A 17,983-nucleotide genomic window follows, 5' to 3' on the forward strand; every position below is an offset into this window, starting at 1 on the left:
GTCAGGGTTTCATTTCTTCCACATCGCCAAGAGCCCCGCACCGACATCGATGCGCGCCGCCGCTGGGGCAAGGCCGCTGATCGCGGCCGGCTTCACCGCGGGCCAGAACATGTCGTCGAACAGCGGCAGCATGGCCTTGGTGATGAAGCGGCTGCGCTGGGCGTAGACGTGCTTGTCGCCATAGGGCGTCTGCTGGTGCACATAGAAGCGCTGCGGCACCATCAGGTGCAGCTCGTCCCGAGCCCGGGTCATGGCCACGTAGAGCAGCCGGCGCTCCTCCTCCAGCTCATGGGTCGAGCCGGTGCCGAGGTCTGACGGGATGGCGCCGTCGACGACGTTCAGCACATGTACGTTCTTCCATTCCTGGCCCTTGGCCGAATGGATGGTCGAGAGGATCAGAAAATCCTCGTCGAGCAGCGGCACGCCGGCCTGGTCCGAGGTGGCATCGGGCGGATCGAGCGTCAGCTCGGTGATGAAGCGCTCGCGGCTCGGATAGCCGGCGGCGATCTGCTCGAGCTGGTAGAGATCTTCCTTCCTGACCTCGGCATCCTCGTACACCGCCTCCATCAGCGGCTCGTACCACATGCGGGCCCGCAGCAGTTCGGCCGGCCAGCCGCCACCGCCCTTGCCGAGGTGCTCCACCACTTCGAGCAGCGACGGCCAGGCTTCGGAGCCGCGCGGCGGCGGAGCGGTATTCAACAGTTCGACCAGCGGGTCCGGGCTCTCGGCCATACGGTCGAGCACTTTGCCCGCGGCGCCCGGCCCGATACCCGGCAGCAGCTGCAGCACGCGGAAGCCGGCAACGCGGTCGCGCGGGTTATCGACGAAGCGCAGCAGCGCCAGCATGTCCTTGACGTGGGCGCTGTCGAGGAATTTCAGGCCGCCATACTTCACGAACGGAATGTTGCGGCGGGTCAGCTCGATCTCGAGCTCGGCCGAGTGCGAGGAGGTGCGGAACAGTACCGCCTGCTGCTTCAGCGCCGTGCCGCCCTCGCGGCAGGAGAGGACGCTTTCGACCACGTAGCGGGCCTGGCTCGGCTCGTCCTTTACCGTCACGAGGCGCGGCTTCTCGGTCGCCTGCCGCTCGGTCCAGAGGTTCTTGGTGAAGCGCTCCTTGCTCTCCGAGATCACGGCATTGGCGGCCTCGAGGATCGGCTGGGTGGAGCGATAGTTGCGGTCGAGCGTCACCATCCGCGCCGGCGGGGTAAAGGCGGCGGGGAAATCGAGGATGTTGCGCACCGTGGCGGCGCGGAACGAGTAGATCGACTGCGCGTCGTCGCCGACCACCGTCAGCCCATCGCCATCAGGCTTCAGGGCCAAGAGGATCGAGGCCTGCAGCCGGTTGGTGTCCTGGTACTCATCGACCATCACATGGTCGAAACGCCCGCCGAGGTCCTCGGCAATGGTGGGCTCGCGCATCATGGCGGCCCAGTAGAGCAGCAGGTCGTCGTAATCGAGCACCTGCTGGCGCTGCTTTTGTTCGACATAGGCGGCGAACAGCTCGCGCAGCTGTGGCCCCCACATGGCGACCCAGGGGAAGGCCTGTTTCAGCACCGCGTCGAGGTCGTCCTGCGCGTTGACCACGCGCGAGTAGATGGCGAGACAGGTGCCCTTGGTCGGGAAGCGTTTCTTGGCTTCGGAGAACCCCATCTCGTGCCGGATGATGTTGATCAGGTCGCCGGAGTCTTCGCGATCGTGGATCGAGAAGCCGGGCGTCAGGCCGATCTGTTCAGCGTGCTCGCGCAACAGCCGCGCGCCGATGCCGTGGAAGGTGCCGGCCCAGCTCAGGGCATCGGTGATCACCCCGGATTTGGCGCCCATCACCTGCGCCACCAGTCGTTCGACCCGGCGCTGCATCTCGCTGGCAGCGCGGCGCGAGAAGGTCATCAACAGGATACGGCGTGGATCGGCGCCGTTGACGATCAGGTGCGCCACCCGGTGCGCCAGCGTGTTGGTCTTGCCCGATCCCGCGCCGGCAATCACCAGCAGCGGCCCGCCCAGATGCTCCGCCGCCTGCCGCTGCTCGGGGTTCAGCTTGTCGAGATAGTGGGGGGCTAAGGCAGTCTGCACGCGAATCGATCCGGCTGGAGGTCCGGATCAGGAAGCATCATTCTTGCTTTGTTCGCAATTCACGGGATCGAGGCGCCGGCGGTTTGAGCCGGCGCCTCCTTGGTTTCAATCGTCACTGCGCTGCAGCTTCGATCACCTTGGCAACGTCCTCGGCCTTGGAGATGAGGCCGGAGTGGCTGGCCTTGATCTCGGTGACCGTGGCGCCGATGCGGCCGGCGAAGAAGCGCTGTGCATCGGGGGGCAGCACCAGGTCTTCGGCGGTCACGACGTAGAAGTTCGGCTTGTCGTGCCAGGCCGCGACCTCGGCCACCGCATCGAAGTTGGCCGGGTTCGAGGGCAGCTGCGTCGCTGCATTGGCCTCGGCTTCCGCCACCGGCAGGTCGCCGGCGAACAGGGCAGGGTACTGCGCCGGGTCGAAGATCAGGCCACCTTCGGCGTTCGGGCGGATCGCCTTGACGCCTTCGCTCGGCGCGCCACCCGACAGCAGCTTGGTCAGCGTTTCGCCCTTGTCCGGCGCGAAGGCCGAGACGTAGACCAGCGACTTGACCTTGGCGTCGGCGCCGGCCTCGCCGATCACTACGCCGCCCCAGGAATGGCCAACCAGCACGGTCGGGCCGTCCTGGGCATCGAGAGCCGCCTTGGTGGCCGCGACGTCGTCGGCGAGCGAGGTGAGCGGGTTGGCGACCTGGGTCACCTTGTAGCCCTTAGCCGAGAGGATCGCGGCGACCTTGTCCCAGCTCGAGGCGTCGGCGAAGGCGCCGTGGACGAGGACGACATTCCTGGCGGGCTCCTGAGCGAGAGCTGCGCCACCAGCACCGACTGCGGCGGCGCTGAACACGACGGCGGACAGAATGGACTTCATTTTCATCTCCATATGTTGAGGCGAGGTTGGACGATCGGCAAAGTCGATTTGCCGCTGGCTGGCGCCAAGCTGTTAAAACCGGATCTTGCGTTTCGGCCGAGGATTGTTGAACTTCCTCGCCAAGCGATGCCGTAGAGATAGAGGTGAAGGCCGTGAACAACCATGATCGCGCCTCCGGAGTTCATGCTCTGGAATCCGAAGCCGCTTTCCCGATGATGGCGTCGCGCGTCGACCTGCTCTCGCAGGTGCTGATGCTGATCCGGCTGCGCGGCGAGCTGATCTTCTCAAGCGAGCTCACGGCGCCCTGGGCCCTGCAGTTCGATGCCGGCTCGGCCTATTTCCATGTGGTGTCGGAAGGCACGATGGAGGTGCGGGCCAGCGATGGCAGGCGGGTCACCGCCGAGGCCGGCGACCTGATCGTCCTGCCGCAGGGGAGCGGCCACAGCATCGGCGTCGATGGCGCGACGCCTGTGCCGATCCGTGAGGTGCTGGAGGCACAGATGCGGGAGCAACTCGTCATCCGGCTCGGCGGCAATGGGGCCATGACCCAGCTCATCACCGGGGCGTTTCGCTTCGAGGGCGACAATATGCCGACCATGCTCGCTGTGCTCCCCTCGCTGATCCACATCTCGAAGGCGCTGCGCAGCGAGGAAGAGGCCTGGGTCGAAGGCATCGCGCATTTCCTGCTTGCCGAGGCAAGGGTGCCGCATCCCGGCTCGTCGCTGATGATCTCGCGGCTGATCGACGTGCTGGTGATCCGCGCGATGCGCACCTGGGTGCGCACTGCGCCGCCGGAAAAGCGCGGCTGGCTCGGCGCCCTCGCCGATATCCGGATCAGCCGGGCGCTGAAAGCCATCCACGACGAACCGTTCCGCCGCCGTACCGTGGCCGAGCTTGCCGCTATTGCCGGGATGTCGCGCTCGAGCTTTGCCGAACGTTTTGCGACGTTGATCGGCGCGGCGCCGCTGCACTACCAGACGCGCTGGCGGCTGCTGCTCGCCAACGAAATGCTGAAAGGGCCGGAGACGCGGGTCAGTGAGGTCGGGCGGCGGGTCGGCTATGATTCCGATGCCGCCTTCAGCCGGGCGTTCAAGGCCCAGTTCGGCTATCCCCCGGCGCAGGCGATGCGTGGTGGGCTCGCCGGTTCGCCGTGACAACCACCGGTTGCCAGGCGACCCGTGTGTTCCTATTTTGGGTACACATGGGATCCTCTCGATGAACACGCGCTTCGCCGTCGCCACGCATATCCTGACTTTCCTCGCCTATCAGGGCGGCCAACCCGCGACGTCCGAGCTCATTGCCGCAAGCGTGAACACCAACCCGACCTTCATTCGCCGGCTGTTGACGCAACTGGCGAAGGCGGGGCTCACCACCTCGCAATTGGGGGCCGGCGGTGGCGCGCTGCTGGCGCATCCGGCGAGCCGGATCAGCCTCCTGGATGTCTACCGGGCGATCGACGAGGAGCAGCAGGTGTTTGCCCTGCATGACGCGCCCAACCCGCAGTGCCCGGTTGGCCGCAATATCGATGCGGTGCTCAAAGGGCGGATGCTGGAGGCGGAACGGGCACTGCAGGCGCAGCTGGCGAAAACCAGCATCGCCGACCTCGCCGCCGATATCGCCGAGCGCAACAAGGTCGCCTGACGCGGAGGCACGCCCGTCGGCCGGGCCTCTTTACAATCATATGTATCCAGATTAGATACCATTATGTGTAACCGAAATGGATACAGAAAATGACGAACCTGGACGTCGCAGCGATCGCTTTGGCGGCGTTGATCACCTCGGCAGCCGTGCTGCCGACCACACCCTTATTTGCACAGGAGCCAGCCATGAGCACTCAGGAGCAGCAGGTCGTCGACTTGCTCAAGGCCATCGAAACCGGCGCCGGCGAACCGGTCGCCGTCATCAATCCCGAACACTACAGGCAGCACAATCTGGGGGCGGCCGACGGGCTCGCCGGCTTCGGCGCGCTGCTGGCAGCGCTTCCGCCGAACTCGGCCAAGGTCAACACAGTGCGGGTGTTCGAGGATGGTGACTATGTCTTCGCCCACAGCGCGTACGAGTTCTTCGGCCCCAGGATCGGCTTCGATATCTTCCGCTTCGAGCACGGCAAGATCGTCGAGCATTGGGACAACCTGCAAGAGACGGCGGCCGCCAACCCGAGCGGCAACACCATGATCGACGGCGCGACCAGCGCAACTGACATCGACAAGACCGAGGCCAACAAGGCGCTGGTGGCGCAGTTTGTCGACGACATCCTCGTCAACGGCCGGTTGGAAAAACTCGCCGGTTTCTTCGACGGCGACAGCTACATCCAGCACAACCCGCAGATCGCCAATGGCCTCTCCGGTCTCGGCGCGGCGCTCGAGGCGATGGCCAAGGCTGGCATCACCATGAAGTATGACACCGTGCACAAGGTGCTGGGCGAGGGGAACTTCGTGCTCGTGGTCAGCGAGGGCAGCTTCGGCGGCAAGCCGACCGCCTTCTACGACCTGTTCCGGGTCGAGAACGGCAAGATCGCCGAACACTGGGACACGCTCGAAACCATCCCGCCGCAGAGCGAGTGGAAGAACCAGAACGGCAAGTTCGGCTTCTGAACGCAGGGCGCCTCGGCGCCCTACGCCTCCCTGGTCGTGGCGGCAAAGCTCGTTCAGCCGGAACGATCCTCGGAGCGGCCGAGCTCGCGCTGCCTGAGGATGAACGCCACGCCCTCGGTATAGCGATCATGCAGTTTGGCGAAGCGAGTGAGCGTATCCTTGGGGATGCCGATCTCGATCAGCTCTGCGTGCATGTCCTTGAGGCGCTCCTCCATCTCCTCCATGCCGACGATCAGGCGTTCAATCTGTTCCTCGGTCAGTCGAACCAGTGTTGCCATCACTGCCTCCTTCAAGGCGCCGCGGGGTTCAGTCTAGCGCTTCCTGGCCTGGCGCGCCGCATTCTCGGCGAGCCGCGCCTTGACCAGACGGGCCACCAGCGCATCCGGCAGCGGCGTGTCGGGCGTGAACCGCACCGTGCCCTTGGACGTATCGAGACCGGCCAGCTCGGCCGCATGGGCCTCCATCACTGCCGGGCTCTGTACATAGAACGCGCAATGCGACCTGGCGGCGCCGAACGACACGAGCGCGCCATCCTGCCGAAAGGCCGGAATGCCGTAGCCGATATACTCCTCGGCCCCAGGCGCGGCTGCAATGACCACTTCTCGCAGGTGTTCCAGCGCCTGCCGCTGCGCCGCGGGCAGAGCGGCGAGGAAACTGCGAGTGGTTTCGGGCATCGGCGCTGTCATGATCGCTCCTCCTGAACCATAGCCTCGCACGGCCATCATCGCGCTGTCAGCACTCCCCGGTGGTTGCTGCTATGATATTGAAATCGTTAAACTATTCGTGCAACGCTGTTGTCATGCGGGCGATTTCGCCTCATGCTCATCCGGTCGCCCGCCCATCGGAGGTACCTGATGTCGCCGCTGACTTGCCTCGACGCCGATACGGAAGGTTTCGGCCTCACCACCGCGCAGATCATCTATCGCGTGCCCGATCATCTCGAGCTGCTGCAGGATTTCGTCTGGCAGCAATACGACGTGTTCCCGCAGTTCCCCAGCCTCAGAAAGTTCCTGGCCTTCTGGGAGGAAAAGATCGAGGGGCCGCTGCACTCGGTGACGGTGGCGCATGCCCGGCTGATCTACCCGGTGGAGCTGCGCACCCTCAAGGGCGCGCGGCTCCATTAGGGAAAGCGACCGCTGCTTCAATCAGCTGGGGTTGAATTCTTCTTCCGGTTCGTTGCCCCGACAGTCGCTGTCGCCGTCGATCTGGATGGCATCGTCTTCACATTCGACTTTGACTACGGGGCCGCCGCCGCTGCCGGCTGCGCCGAGTGCCCTGGTTTCGGGGCCAACATTGCTGGGCAGGCAGTTGGCTGCGTGGATGTCGGGTGCGGTGATCAGCACACCGGCGCAGTCGATGAAATGCTGCAGCGGATCGACGCTTTGCGGCGTCACCGTCTGCGAGCTGACTGACGGCGCGAGCAGCAACAGGCCGCCGGCAGCGAGTGTCGCGATGGTTACGAGGCGGATACGGCGGGCGAGGTGGTGCTTGGTCGAGACTGGAGGCATGCGAAGTCTCCTTCGTACGAGTACGCCCCCCAGTTAAAGTAAATCACTTTGCCGGTGCGGCGGCAACACAGTAAAACACTAATGCCACTTACATCTTCCAGCCGGCTGCGCCCTCGATCAACTGTCGGTAGAGCAGCAGAGCCGAGAGGCAATGCTGAGTCGAATCGACGCGCGAGCGCAGCACGTAAGCGCCGTTCCGAAACGCACCGGTCAGGGTTTTCAGCTTGGGATCCTCGTAATACTGGCCCGGCCCGAACTCCAGCCGCGTGCTGTCGCCAGTCAGTTGCAGGCCGAGGTTATGCGGCAGGTCCGTGTCGATGCGGCCTCGCAGCGTCGCGGCAAGGTCGGGAACGCCGTGCCGCTCGAGTGCGGCAGCCGCGGCGATCACCCCCTCGAGCGCGGCGCAGGTGTTGGAGCCGCTGTCGGTAGAGGGCATGAGAGCTTCGACATAGTTGGCGGCGAACCGCTCGAGGAAGTCGCGATAGCGGTCCTCGCCGGTGGTGGCGAGCCGTTGCGCCGCGGCCATCATGCCCCAATGGGCGAACATGCGGTCGGGCACGGCGAGGTATTTGGCCATGACGCCGGCTTCGAGCCGCTCGAGCATCGCTGCCACCTCCGCCGCGTCCGGCGCGAGGTCGATGTAGTGCGCCAGCGCCAGCCAGGTTTCGCCAGTGGCGTAGGAATCGGCGGTGGCTTCCCCCGGTACCTGTGCGATGCCGCCATCGGGCAACTGCTGAGCCGCCAAGCCGCGCAACCAGGCCTGGCGCAAGTCGGGGCGAAAGTCCGACCCGATGGCCCGGCTATGGAACAGCTCGGCCAGCAGGGCAAGCGCGGCGGCCCCGGCCCGCCCACCGGCCAGCGTCTCGTCTTCGGATAGCAGCAGGCCAGCGCCGACAGCGATCGACTGGGCCTCATAGTAGGCGATGCTGCGCGCCGACGGCTCGGCGAAGCCGGGTTTGCCGGAGAGGAAGTAGAACTGGTTGAGGACGAAGCCGGCGCCGGCCTGGCGGACGATGTTGTCATCAGGGGTGAAGTGCGAGCGCAGGAAATCGAATTCGTAGAAGAAGCGCCCTTCGGCGGTTTCGGTCGCCACCAGGTAACGCGCCGCGGCTTCGGCGCGCCGTTCGAGTTCCGCCTGTCCGAGCGTGGGCTCGCTCGTCTGAGCAGCGGTGCAGAGCCCGAGCGTGAGCAGCAAGGCAAAGCCGGCACGGCGGATGGCCATGAGCCCCTCCCGGTTCCGTCTTTGGCCAGCATAGCGCCGCGTGCGGTAGCGGCGCTAGGCTGCCTGTTGTCCGAACTCGGCCAGGTAGCTGCGCCAGGGCTCGGACGCCACGAACACCCAGTCCGGGATCGGGCCACGGCCGGAAGGCAGCGCCCTGAGCTGCTCGACCAGCAGCAGTGCATCGGCGGTCTTGGCGCGCACCCGGGCGGCGCGGTACCGGCCGGCAAACGACGGGTCGAGCCCGGCTTCGGCGACCATCGTTTCGGCGGTGCGGTCGGCGAAATAGATGGCGTTCGCCGCTAACCGCAGAGCGAGCGCCTCGCCCGGGGTCACGGCCATGGCCGCGATGGTCGCTTCGGCGTCGACCAGCGGTTCGCTGAGCGGCAGGAAGTCGAGTTCGGCCGGGGCATGGGCGAGGCAGACATCGGCGTCCTCGCGGCGGGCGCCGTTCGCATAGCTCTGGGCGATCGGTCCCACCGGCACCATGCCATAAGGCGCGCATTCCGCCGCCCGCAGCGCCCCGATCGAGGCGGCGCCGAGCACGGTAATCCCCTGCTGCAGAGCGAACAGGATTTCCTTGTGCCAGACCGAGGGCACGAAGCCGAACACCCCGTCGATGAGCCCGATGGCATCGGCGCCATCGTGCACGGCGCGGTAGAGGTCGCCCTTCCTCGCCGGCGGGCGGATATCGAGCCCGCTGCGATCATAGTCTTGCCCCGAGAGCGACGGGCCGGCGAACAGGACTTTCACAGGAACCCCAGCATGGCGGCAGTGGCGCGAGAACCGGGGCGCCAGTTGGTATTGGTCAGGCGGTCTTCGAGGCCCGGCACATAGATCTTGGCCACCCGGATGCCGAACTGTTCGCCGCCGAGCGGGATGACGACGATGCGATTGAGACCCGCCTTGGCGAGCCCGGCCTGAAGCGCAGCGATCAGCGCGGCCTCGCCGCTGTCGGCCGGCAGGCCCGGGGGCGCCGGCCGCGTGGCTGGCGTTGCTTCGGTCAGCACCGCGATGGAACGGCCGAGCTGCTCGTCGTACTCGCCTTCGACGATGTCATCGCGCGCCCCGGCAATGTTGGTGATGCGCGTCTGTGCCGCCTCGACGATGGCGCGCCGCGCGGCGACCGCCGCGATGGGGTGGCAGCTGGCGCCGGTCGCGACATCGAAGTGCTTGTCGGCGCCATCGGCAGGAAACAGCGCCGCATAGATGACCGGCACGCCGATATTGTTGGTCTGGTCGAACAGTCGCAGCCGGTAGCCGGCGCGGGCGACCTTGTCGGCCAGCGCGTCCACTGCCGGGTCGCCGAATGCCGCGGGGGAGACGGCGGTGGCCTCGGCCGCGGCATCGGGCTTATAGCTCCACAGGCACACCGCATCGCGCTCGATCACTTCGCAGAGGCCATGCAACAGTGCGCCGGAGAGGCGCGTCCCGGCAGCAATGCCATTGGTCGATTGTGACAAGCCGACGAGGTCGCGGGGCGGCGTGCCCAGCACCACTGCGTCATAGGGCACCAGTACCGGCGCACCGGTCGCAAGGTCAAACCCCTCGACCCAGCGAATCGGCTTTGTTTCGTCGATCGCCGCACCGCGCGGCAGCAGGTGCGTTACCTCGAGCAGTTCGAAGCTCCCGGCCCGCGCTTCAGCCATGCTGAGGGTCTTCTGCGGCGTCTCAGGCGCTTCGGCGATGGCGTACTCGGCCGCCTCCATCACCGCCGAGAGCTGGGCCGAAATGTCGTCGACGCCCTTGCCCTGGTGGGTGGCAAGCGTCGCCGATTGCGGGCGGATGGCGGCGTAGCAGGGGATGCCGATGCGATCGAGCCCGGTCTGGCGGGCCAGCCGGGTGATGCCGAGCGCGGCAAAATGCAACGACAAATCCCGCAGCAGGGCTGCGGGATTGCGCGTGCCGCCTGGAGCCGTATCGGCCGCCGGGCGGAGCTGGGCTCCGAAATGCAAGACTTACTTGGAGGTGTAGAACCAGGCGCCGCTGCCATCGGCGCGATTGCCGGCGGCCACGGCGACGTTGATGCCGTCGACAATGGTGTTGCCCGACTGTAGCGCGGAGCGAACGTTGGCCGGGACCACGGTGTCCTGGTCAACCGGGGTCACAGTCATCAGCTGGGTATCGACGACCAGCAGCTGCTCAGAGTCTTTCTGTCCAATAATGACGTAACGCATTGGTATTTCTCCTTGTCGGCCTACTTGAAACCGGCCTTATGCAATGCGTCTATATACAGATCGACATCAGAGGGATCGCGCTGCGGCACTCGGGATAGCCAACGAGCAGTTGTGAAATCCGGTTGCAATCTAAGCGCTTGCAACCGATAGCGGCGGGCGAGGTCCATTTGCCCCGCCATCGCGGCAGCGGCGGCCATCAGGCGATAGGCCGGCTCCGGGTTGCGCATCTGGCTCAGGTTGGCCAGCGCCTCATCAAAACGCCCGCGGAAGAAATTGATGCCGCCCAGCGTCCACAGGTACTCATCGGGAGGGATCGGGTTGAGCCGCATGGCGGCTTCGATCTTTTCCTGGGCTTCGCGGTGGTTGGAGTTGTGCGCCAGGGTATCGGCGAAGTCGGCGAGAATATCGGCGTGGTTCGGCGCGAGCTCGGCTGCCGTCGACATGTGGACCAGGGCCTGATCCAGGTCGCGATCGAACAGCGCGACGCGGCCAAGCTCCCGATATGCCGTGCCGTCATTGGGGTCGATCGACACCGCACGCTCGGCATGCAGCTTGGCCTTGTCGAGCAGCGCCTTGTCCGACCCGGACCTGAGCACCCATTCCACCACATAGGAGCGGGCAAGCGCGCTCTCGATCGTCGCCTGTTCCGGCTCGATGTCGCGGGCAATGCGCAGCGACTTGCGACCGCGCCGGACCTTGGGCAGATCGAACGTCCTGAGGTTCTGCCGCCCGGCGAGGTAATGCGAGTAGGCATTGGCGTCGCGCAGCGTACGCTCGCGCTGCAGCTCGGCCGTTTCGATCGATTCCGCCAGGGCGCGGGCGACTCCGTTGGTAAAGTCCCAGTAGCGCTCGGGCGCGGTCAGCGCCGAGAAGGCGAATTTGTCGGCCCAGACGATCTCGCGGCCGGCGGCGCGCACCAGGCGGATGGCGAGCGACAGCCCGTCGCCGGCAAAATGCGGGGCGATGCGGCTTTCCACCGCGTAGTCAATCTGGTGCGCTCGTACCTCGTCCAGCGCGGTGAAGGGGTCGAGCTGCCAGGCGGTGTGCGGCGCGATCACCGACAGCGATTTGAGGCGCGACAGGCCGATGGTCACATCTTCGACCAGCGCCGGCGCCAGGTGCTTGGGCACGCTCGCCTGCTTGAAGTCCTGCAACGGCGGCAGCAGCACCACCCGGGGCACAAAGCTCACCCGCGCCCGGTCCTCGTCGGCCTGCGGCCGGCGTCGCTCGACGGTGCGCGGTTGAGCGGGAATCGTTTCGTCGTCGTGGCCGAACAGCTCGGCGGTTTCCGCCGCCGGTTCCATGCCCAGGCCATGCCGGAGCCGGTTGCGGAACGCAGCGAAGGCGGCGCGCGCGCCGCTCTCGTTATTCTCCGAGCGGAACAGTTCGATCGTGGCGCGGCACACCACGTCGGAATAGGGCAGGCGCTCGGCCAGCCGGAACAGCGCCGAATGGGCGCCCCGGCCACCGATTCGCAACGCCGCTTCGGTCGCCTGGGTGGAGAACTGGTTCTCGATGCGGGTGCGTTCGAGCGCCAGCCACTGGTCGAATTCGTTGCCGACGCCAATGACGCCGGCCAGCAGCTCGCCGCGGTAGAGGCCGATCAGCCGCTCGAGCTCAGGCGCATCTTCGGCGCTGCGGACGCGGCCGATCTCGCGCAGGTCGAGCACCACGTCGCGGTTGAGCTCGATTTCCGTGGCGTCGGCATCGAATAGGTCGAACCCGTATCTACCTTCGAGTTCACGCGTATGCAGCAGGGTCTGCCGCAGATTGGTCATCGCCTGTTCTGCAGTGCTGCTTTCCCAGGTCCGTTCCGCCAAAGCCGACCGTCGCGCCCGGTTGGAAAAGTCCAGATACAGCACAGCTGCAAGGGCATAGGCCTTTTGGCGCAGCTTTACTGCCGAACCGTCCGCCAAGCGGAGGACCGGGGTCCCCAAAAGCTGCAGGGTGACCGTTTCACGCATAGAAGTGATCGGCATTGCTCAGTTGATCCGTCGAAATTGGTGGAAGTTTACTTGACGAAGTAAAGGGCAAAGCGTAGCCACGTAACGGCTAGATAACGCATTGAAGTAAGCTACCCAAGCGTGATGCGCTAGCACAATAACTGCGAGGAGGCGCGGAGGGTGGGCCGCAGTGTCCCGCATATAGGACCCGAAACCTAGGCAACAATATCGAGGGACGAATGGAATCAGGAACATCGAACTTGGCTGCAGCAGCAAACGCGGACGCTAGAGGTTCCAAACTGATCGAACTGAGCGCCGACATCGTCAGCGCCTACGTGAGTCATAACGCACTGAGCGCCAGCGACATTCCCAAGTTGATCGCAACGGTGCATGCAACGTTGAGTGGTCTGGGCGGTGCGCCCGAACCGGAAGCAGTCGTGGAGCTGAGGCCCGCAGTTCCAGTGAAGAAATCGATTACGCCGGAGTACTTGATCTGTCTCGAGGACGGGAAGAAGTTCAAGTCGCTGAAGCGTCATCTCAGGACCGAATACGACATGTCGCCGGAAGAATACCGCGCGAAATGGGGCCTGCCGGTGGATTATCCGATGGTGGCGCCGACTTACTCGGAAGCGCGCTCGCGCCTGGCCAAGACCATTGGCCTTGGCCGCAAGCCCAAATCGCCGGCCGCCCGCGGGCGGGCCAAGATCGTTTCCTGACATCACCGGCGACAAGCTAAACCAAACCGGCGCTCACCGCGCCGGTTTTTTGTCCTAATGATGCAGCTTGCCGCAAACCCGGCCGCAATCGGCAGGGTGGGCTGGCGTCGAAAAACTGCCCCCTCCGCTTGGTGGGGGAGGGAGCAGTAGGACACAGGACCCGAATTTCCTATGCAGCTGACATGCTAGGCCGACGCTCGTGACGTTGGCGTTATGCACAATGTCAGCAAAATATCAGCCAGCAGCACTCAGCGTTCGATGCAGATCGCCACGCCCTGGCCGCCGCCGATGCACAGTGTCGCGAGGCCGCGCCGGACGTTGCGCCGCTGCATCTCGTGCAGCAGCGTCACCACCACCCGGCAGCCTGAAGCGCCGATCGGATGGCCGAGCGCGACGGCGCCGCCATTGACGTTGACCTGTTCGAGCTCCCAGTCCATCGCCTTGACCACGGCGAGCGTCTGGGCGGCGAAGGCTTCGTTGAGCTCGATCAGGTCGAGATCGGCCGACCGCCAGCCGGCCTTATCGAGGGCCCGCTGCGCCGCGGTCGCGGCACCCAATCCCATCTCCATCGGCTCCAGCGCCGCCGAAGCGCAGGCGACGATCCGGCCAAGCGAAGTCAGCCCGAGCTGAGCTGCCTTGGCCTCAGAGGCCAGCAGCACCGCCGCCGCGCCATCATTGAGGCTGGCGGCATTGCCGGCGGTCACCGTGCCTCCGGCGTCGAAGGCCGGCTTCAACCTGGCCAGCGCCGCCAGTGTCGTGTCGGCGCGCGGCTGTTCGTCGGCGGCGACGAGCCGCGTCTCGCCTCGCTCGGTGACACTCACCGGCACGATCTCGCTGTCAAAGCGGCCCGCCGCGGCGGCGGCGACGGCTTTGTGGTGTGAGGCCAGGGCGAAGCTGTCCTGCGCCTCGCGTGAGATGTCGAATTTCTGCGCCAGCCCTTCGGCGGTGACGCCCATGGCGACGTGATTGAAGGCGTCGACCAGCCCGTCGACCATGATGCTGTCGGTGGCGGCGATGTCGCCGAGCTTGGTGGCGCGGCGCCCTGCCACGAGATGCGGCGCCTGCGTCATGCTCTCCTGCCCACCGGCAATGACCAGTTCGGCATCGCCCGCGCCGATCGCCTGTGCGCCGAGGTGGATTGCCTTCAGCCCTGAGCCGCAGACCTTGTTGACGCTGAAGGCCGGCACGCCGATCGGCAACCCGCCACCGATCGCCGCCTGGCGTGCCGGGTTCATGCCGGCGCCTGCCGTCAGCACCTGACCGATGATCGTTTCGTCGACAGTGGCCGGGTCGACGCCGCTGTCGGCGAGCACCTGCCGGATGGCGGCGGCGCCGAGCGCGCTGGAGCTCAGCTCGGCGAAAGCGCCGACGAAGCGGCCGATCGGGGTGCGGCGGGCCGCGACAATGTGAACCGGGTTGGTCATGTGGTGAGCTCCGCGAGGTTCTCGAACAGCTTCAGCGCCTCGGGGTTGGCGAGCCCCTCGACATTGCGGACGGGTCGGCCATGGACCACGTCGCGCACGGCCAGTTCGGTCAGCTTACCCGATCGGGTGCGCGGCAGGTCCGCCACCGCGATCACCTTGGCCGGCACATGGCGCGGACTGGCACCGCTGCGGATAGTGGTCCGGACCTTAAGCCGGAGGGCTTCGTCCAGCACTGCGCCGGGCACCAGCTTGATGAACAGCACCACGCGGGTGTCGTTCTCCCACTCCTGGCCGATGCAGAGCGCGCTGTCGATTTCGGGCAGTTCCTCGACCACGGCATAGATCTCCGCCGTGCCGATACGCACGCCGCCCGGGTTGAGCGTCGCATCCGAGCGGCCATGGATCATGATGCCGTGGTGCGCGGTGCGTTCGGCATAGTCGCCATGGGCCCAGACGCCGTCGAAACGCGAGAAATAGGCAGCGCGGTAGCGCGAACCATCGGGATCGTTCCAGAAGCCGAGCGGCATCGACGGAAACGGCGCGCGGCACACCAGCTCCCCTTTGCCCTCAGGCATCGGTCGGCCGTCCTCGTCGAACACATCGACCGCGAGACCCAGCCCCGGCGCCTGGATCTCGCCGCGCCACACCGGCAGCGTCGGCACACCGAGCACGAAGCTCGAGACGATGTCGGTGCCGCCCGAGATCGAGGCGAGGTGTACGTCGCGCTTCACGCTGCCGTAGACATAATCGAAGCAGTCCGCTGCCAGCGGCGAACCGGTGGAGAGGATGGCGCGCACCGATTCAAGGTCATGCGTCTCGATCGGCTTCAGCGCGAGCTTGCGTACCGAATCGAGGTAGCGCGCCGAGGTGCCGAACAGGGTGAAGCGCTCGGCCTCGGCATAGTCGAACAGCTGCGTCGGCTCGGGATGGAACGGCGAGCCGTCGTAGAGGCAGAGCGTTGCGCCGCAGCCCAGCGCCGAAGCCAGCCAGTTCCACATCATCCAGCCGCAGGTGGTGAAGTAGAACACCCGGTCGCCATCGTGCACGTCGCAATGCAGCCGGTGCTCCTTCAGATGCTGCAGCAGCGTGCCGCCCGAGGAGTGGACGATGCATTTGGGTTTGCCGGTGGTGCCGGACGAGAACAGGATGAACAGCGGGTGGCTGAACGGCAGCCGGGTGAAGCGTACCGGCCGGGCGGCGTAGGGGGCGAGGAAGGTTTCCAGCGTCACCGCACCGTCAATGCGCCTGACGCAGTCGGTGGCGCGGCCGAGCAGGTCGATCACCACCGTTTGCGCCGGCGCCAGCGTTGCGGCCACTTCGGCAATAGTCGGGCCGATATCGATCGGCTTGCCGTTGTAGTGATAGCCATCGACCGTCACGAACAGCTTTGGCGCAATCTGGCTGAAGCGGTCGAGCACGCCGCGCGGGCCAAAATCCGGCGAGCATGACGACCACACCGCGCCGATCGAAGCGGTCGCCAGCATCATCGCCACTGTCTCGGGCAGGTTGGGCAGCATGCCGGCAACCCGGTCGCCCTGGCCGATGCCGAGCCCGAGCAGGGCCTGCTGCAGGCGCGACACCGCCTGGCGCAGTTCATCCCAGCTCCAGCGCCGCCGTGCGCCCGCTTCGTCGCGGAAGACGATGGCGTCGGCTGGCCCGTCCAGCCGCAACAGGTTCTCGGCGAAGTTGAGCGTCGCGTCGGGCATGAAGCGGGCGCCGGGCATCAGCTCGGCGTCGATGCTCTGCCGCTCGCCCTTGTCGCCGATCACTCCGCAGAAATCCCAGACGGCGCTCCAGAAGGCGCCGCGCTCGGTGATCGACCAGCGATGCAGCCCCCAGTAATCGTCGGGCGCACAGCCATGGCTGGCGTGGGTCGCCTCGGCGAACTGCCACAGCAAGGTGGCGCGCCGCCGCGCCGGATCCATCTGCCAGAGAATTTCAGCCTCCCGTTTTGAGGGACGCTAGTGCCTGTACTGGCTCGACAAGGAGTCGTATTTCTACTGCATGCATCCCCTCCCTCCCAGTCTTGGCAAGCTCGACCCCGGTGCGGCAGGCTTCGGCTACTCGCTCGCCGACATTCCGGTGCCCATCGTGTTCGCCGCCCATCGCATCATCAAGGACTGCAACGCGCCGTTCGCGACGCTGTTCGGCTATGAGCGCGGCGAGATGATCGGCGCCAGTTTCCGCCAGCTCTACCAGGATGTCGGCGATTTCGTGCGGGTGGGGGAGTTGTGGCGCAGCCATCTCGCCGCAGGCGCCATCTATTTCGACGAGCGGGTGATGCGGCGCAAGGATGGCAGCACGCTGTGGTGCCGCGTGCATGGCCGCTCCAACACCCCGGACGATCCGTTCGCCGAAGCCATCTACTGTTTCGAGCCGATGCAGCGCGGCATCCTGCCGACCGAGCATGTGCTCACCGGTCGGCAGCGCCAGATCCTGATGCTGGTGGCGCAGGGCCGCACCAGCGGCGAGATCGCCGCCGAGCTCAAGCTGTCACGCCGGACGGTCGAGGCGCATCGCGCCCGGCTGATGAAGACCATCGGAGTGCGCAACGGCGCCGAACTGATGGCGTGGTTCAACGAAAGGGAAGGGTGATGGGGGAACAGAAGACGGCGCTGGTGACCGGCGCATTGGGAGGCATCGGCTCGGCCATCGCGGCCCGGCTCGCGGCCGACGGGTTCCGCGTCGCCGAGCACGACATCGTCGAGCGCCGCGCCAACGACTATTTCCGTGCCGACCTCACGCAATCGGGGGCGGGTGAACACCTGGTCGCCGAGGTCATTGCCCGCTACGGCCGGCTCGATGTGCTGGTCAACAATGCCGGTGCGCAGAAGGTCGCCCCGGTCGTCGAGTTCGCCCGCGCCGACTGGGATCTGGTGCGCAGCCTCAGCCTCGATGCTTCGTTCGAATGCATCAAGGCGGCAGTGCCCGGCATGGTGTCGCGCGGCTGGGGCCGCATCATCAACATCGCCTCGGCGCATGGGCTGGTCGCCTCGCCGTTCAAATCGGCCTATGTCGCCGCCAAGCACGGGCTGGTCGGCCTCACCAAGAGCGTGGCGCTGGAAGTGGCGGAAGCCGGCGTCACCGCCAATGCCATCTGCCCCGGCTATGTCCGTACGCCGCTGGTCGAAAAGCAGATCGAAGATCAGATGCAGGTGCATGGCCTCAGCCGCGACGCAGTGGTCCGCGACATCATGCTGGCCTCGCAACCGACGCGGCGCTTCGTCGAGGCCGAAGAGATCGCGGGTTTGGCGTCGTATCTCGCCAGCGAGGCGGCGCGCTCGATTACCGGGACGACGATCGCGATCGATGGTGGGTGGACGGCGCGGTGAGAGCTGCCACGGCAACCGCGAAGACAGTGTCCGGATGGCAACTGCCGTGCCGGCGCGGGCTGACCCCCACCCCTGTCCCCTCCCCCTAAGAATGGGGAGGGAGACGATAGCCTCGATAGCAGTGTTTTGGTCTCCCTC

The 17,983-nt window shown here is 66.0% G+C and carries 19 protein-coding genes; 7 read left to right on the plus strand and 12 right to left on the minus strand.

All coding sequences use genetic code 11. From position 1 onward, the window contains the following. Nucleotides 1-9 precede the first annotated feature (9 nt). A complete protein-coding gene (locus ACSQ23_RS23945; RefSeq protein WP_436092130.1) occupies nt 10-2,070 on the minus strand; it encodes an ATP-dependent helicase in 2,061 nt (686 codons plus the stop codon). 112 nt (nt 2,071-2,182) lie between these two features. After that, nucleotides 2,183-2,932, minus strand: coding sequence for an alpha/beta fold hydrolase (locus ACSQ23_RS23950; RefSeq protein WP_055883192.1), 750 nt, complete (start codon nt 2,930-2,932; stop codon nt 2,183-2,185). A 143-nt stretch (nt 2,933-3,075) separates the two neighbouring features. Between ACSQ23_RS23950 and ACSQ23_RS23955 the strand changes: the two genes are divergently transcribed. The 3 genes from ACSQ23_RS23955 to ACSQ23_RS23965 all read left to right on the plus strand — a co-directional run bounded on the left by ACSQ23_RS23955 (nt 3,076) and on the right by ACSQ23_RS23965 (nt 5,526). After that, nucleotides 3,076-4,086, plus strand: a complete 1,011-nt coding sequence (locus tag ACSQ23_RS23955) for an AraC family transcriptional regulator (protein WP_320410476.1) — start codon at nt 3,076-3,078, stop codon at nt 4,084-4,086. Between the two features lie 61 nt (nt 4,087-4,147). Then, nucleotides 4,148-4,573, plus strand: a complete 426-nt coding sequence (locus ACSQ23_RS23960) for an Rrf2 family transcriptional regulator (protein ID WP_436092131.1) — start codon at nt 4,148-4,150, stop codon at nt 4,571-4,573. 89 nt (nt 4,574-4,662) lie between these two features. Then, the gene (locus ACSQ23_RS23965) at nt 4,663-5,526 is read left to right on the plus strand and encodes a nuclear transport factor 2 family protein (protein ID WP_436092132.1); all 864 of its coding nucleotides are present in this window, start codon (nt 4,663-4,665) and stop codon (nt 5,524-5,526) included. Between the two features lie 53 nt (nt 5,527-5,579). On the opposite strand, the gene ACSQ23_RS23970 is transcribed toward ACSQ23_RS23965, so the two are convergent. Together ACSQ23_RS23970 and ACSQ23_RS23975 are read right to left on the minus strand one after the other, a co-directional pair. Then, on the minus strand, nt 5,580-5,804 hold the full coding sequence (locus tag ACSQ23_RS23970; protein ID WP_055883201.1) for a hypothetical protein: 225 nt from the start codon (nt 5,802-5,804) through the stop codon (nt 5,580-5,582). Nucleotides 5,805-5,837: 33 nt separating this feature from the next. Then, nucleotides 5,838-6,212: an iron chaperone gene (locus tag ACSQ23_RS23975; RefSeq protein ID WP_436092133.1), complete on the minus strand. Its 375-nt coding sequence runs from the start codon at nt 6,210-6,212 to the stop codon at nt 5,838-5,840. Nucleotides 6,213-6,380: 168 nt separating this feature from the next. Between ACSQ23_RS23975 and ACSQ23_RS23980 the strand changes: the two genes are divergently transcribed. Beyond that, nucleotides 6,381-6,650: a protein usg gene (locus tag ACSQ23_RS23980; RefSeq protein WP_055883204.1), complete on the plus strand. Its 270-nt coding sequence runs from the start codon at nt 6,381-6,383 to the stop codon at nt 6,648-6,650. 21 nt (nt 6,651-6,671) lie between these two features. Here the strand turns inward: ACSQ23_RS23980 and ACSQ23_RS23985 are convergent, their stop codons facing one another. The 6 genes from ACSQ23_RS23985 to ACSQ23_RS24010 form a co-directional block, all read right to left on the minus strand. Continuing rightward, entirely contained in the window at nt 6,672-7,034 is a 363-nt protein-coding gene (locus tag ACSQ23_RS23985) for a hypothetical protein (RefSeq protein ID WP_436092134.1), read from the minus strand. Nucleotides 7,035-7,122: 88 nt separating this feature from the next. Continuing rightward, entirely contained in the window at nt 7,123-8,256 is a 1,134-nt protein-coding gene (locus ACSQ23_RS23990; RefSeq protein WP_436092135.1) for a hypothetical protein, read from the minus strand. Nucleotides 8,257-8,310: 54 nt separating this feature from the next. Beyond that, nucleotides 8,311-9,006 carry a TfuA-like protein gene (locus ACSQ23_RS23995; protein ID WP_436092136.1) on the minus strand — a complete coding sequence of 232 codons (696 nt, stop codon included), beginning with the start codon at nt 9,004-9,006 and terminating at the stop codon, nt 8,311-8,313. Continuing rightward, nucleotides 9,003-10,121 (minus strand): YcaO-like family protein, encoded by a 1,119-nt coding sequence (locus tag ACSQ23_RS24000; RefSeq protein ID WP_162247952.1) that lies wholly within the window; start codon nt 10,119-10,121, stop codon nt 9,003-9,005. Before ACSQ23_RS24000 ends, ACSQ23_RS23995 begins: the two co-directional genes overlap by 4 nt. A gap of 90 nt (nt 10,122-10,211) precedes the next feature. Then, nucleotides 10,212-10,430: a hypothetical protein gene (locus ACSQ23_RS24005; protein ID WP_055883214.1), complete on the minus strand. Its 219-nt coding sequence runs from the start codon at nt 10,428-10,430 to the stop codon at nt 10,212-10,214. A gap of 20 nt (nt 10,431-10,450) precedes the next feature. After that, complete coding sequence (locus tag ACSQ23_RS24010) at nt 10,451-12,208, minus strand: BTAD domain-containing putative transcriptional regulator (RefSeq protein ID WP_055883217.1); 1,758 nt, start codon at nt 12,206-12,208, stop codon at nt 10,451-10,453. 404 nt (nt 12,209-12,612) lie between these two features. On the opposite strand from ACSQ23_RS24010, the gene ACSQ23_RS24015 reads away from it, so the two are divergent. Then, nucleotides 12,613-13,089 carry a MucR family transcriptional regulator gene (locus ACSQ23_RS24015; RefSeq protein ID WP_436092137.1) on the plus strand — a complete coding sequence of 159 codons (477 nt, stop codon included), beginning with the start codon at nt 12,613-12,615 and terminating at the stop codon, nt 13,087-13,089. 248 nt (nt 13,090-13,337) lie between these two features. On the opposite strand, the gene ACSQ23_RS24020 is transcribed toward ACSQ23_RS24015, so the two are convergent. After that, on the minus strand, nt 13,338-14,513 hold the full coding sequence (locus ACSQ23_RS24020; protein ID WP_436092138.1) for an acetyl-CoA C-acetyltransferase: 1,176 nt from the start codon (nt 14,511-14,513) through the stop codon (nt 13,338-13,340). Next, a complete protein-coding gene (locus ACSQ23_RS24025) occupies nt 14,510-16,438 on the minus strand; it encodes an acetoacetate--CoA ligase (protein ID WP_436092139.1) in 1,929 nt (642 codons plus the stop codon). Before ACSQ23_RS24025 ends, ACSQ23_RS24020 begins: the two co-directional genes overlap by 4 nt. 79 nt (nt 16,439-16,517) lie before the next feature. Here ACSQ23_RS24025 and ACSQ23_RS24030 point away from each other — a divergent pair, with 79 nt between their 5' ends. Both ACSQ23_RS24030 and ACSQ23_RS24035 read left to right on the plus strand, forming a co-directional pair. Then, a complete protein-coding gene (locus ACSQ23_RS24030; RefSeq protein WP_055883224.1) occupies nt 16,518-17,108 on the plus strand; it encodes a helix-turn-helix transcriptional regulator in 591 nt (196 codons plus the stop codon). Further along, a complete protein-coding gene (locus ACSQ23_RS24035) occupies nt 17,105-17,845 on the plus strand; it encodes a 3-hydroxybutyrate dehydrogenase (RefSeq protein ID WP_156384651.1) in 741 nt (246 codons plus the stop codon). The genes ACSQ23_RS24030 and ACSQ23_RS24035 overlap by 4 nt, the downstream gene beginning before the upstream one ends. The last annotated feature ends 138 nt before the right edge of the window (nt 17,846-17,983 follow it).

Origin of the sequence: Devosia sp. LjRoot16 (assembly GCF_964252795.1) — a bacterium.
Lineage (GTDB): Bacteria > Pseudomonadota > Alphaproteobacteria > Rhizobiales > Devosiaceae > Devosia_A.

What these genes read in the sequence shown, in the direction of transcription:
- ACSQ23_RS23950 (WP_055883192.1), bottom strand. Translation starts at nt 2,932, where the DNA reads ATGAAGTCCATTCTGTCCGCCGTCGTGTTCAGCGCCGCCGCAGTCGGT.
- ACSQ23_RS23960 (WP_436092131.1), top strand. Translation starts at nt 4,148, where the DNA reads ATGAACACGCGCTTCGCCGTCGCCACGCATATCCTGACTTTCCTCGCC.
- ACSQ23_RS23965 (WP_436092132.1), top strand. Translation starts at nt 4,663, where the DNA reads ATGACGAACCTGGACGTCGCAGCGATCGCTTTGGCGGCGTTGATCACC.
- ACSQ23_RS23970 (WP_055883201.1), bottom strand. Translation starts at nt 5,804, where the DNA reads ATGGCAACACTGGTTCGACTGACCGAGGAACAGATTGAACGCCTGATC.
- ACSQ23_RS23975 (WP_436092133.1), bottom strand. Translation starts at nt 6,212, where the DNA reads ATGACAGCGCCGATGCCCGAAACCACTCGCAGTTTCCTCGCCGCTCTG.
- ACSQ23_RS23980 (WP_055883204.1), top strand. Translation starts at nt 6,381, where the DNA reads ATGTCGCCGCTGACTTGCCTCGACGCCGATACGGAAGGTTTCGGCCTC.
- ACSQ23_RS23985 (WP_436092134.1), bottom strand. Translation starts at nt 7,034, where the DNA reads ATGCCTCCAGTCTCGACCAAGCACCACCTCGCCCGCCGTATCCGCCTC.
- ACSQ23_RS23990 (WP_436092135.1), bottom strand. Translation starts at nt 8,256, where the DNA reads ATGGCCATCCGCCGTGCCGGCTTTGCCTTGCTGCTCACGCTCGGGCTC.
- ACSQ23_RS24005 (WP_055883214.1), bottom strand. Translation starts at nt 10,430, where the DNA reads ATGCGTTACGTCATTATTGGACAGAAAGACTCTGAGCAGCTGCTGGTC.
- ACSQ23_RS24010 (WP_055883217.1), bottom strand. Translation starts at nt 12,208, where the DNA reads ATGACCAATCTGCGGCAGACCCTGCTGCATACGCGTGAACTCGAAGGT.
- ACSQ23_RS24015 (WP_436092137.1), top strand. Translation starts at nt 12,613, where the DNA reads ATGGAATCAGGAACATCGAACTTGGCTGCAGCAGCAAACGCGGACGCT.
- ACSQ23_RS24020 (WP_436092138.1), bottom strand. Translation starts at nt 14,513, where the DNA reads ATGACCAACCCGGTTCACATTGTCGCGGCCCGCCGCACCCCGATCGGC.
- ACSQ23_RS24025 (WP_436092139.1), bottom strand. Translation starts at nt 16,438, where the DNA reads ATGGATCCGGCGCGGCGGCGCGCCACCTTGCTGTGGCAGTTCGCCGAG.
- ACSQ23_RS24030 (WP_055883224.1), top strand. Translation starts at nt 16,518, where the DNA reads ATGCATCCCCTCCCTCCCAGTCTTGGCAAGCTCGACCCCGGTGCGGCA.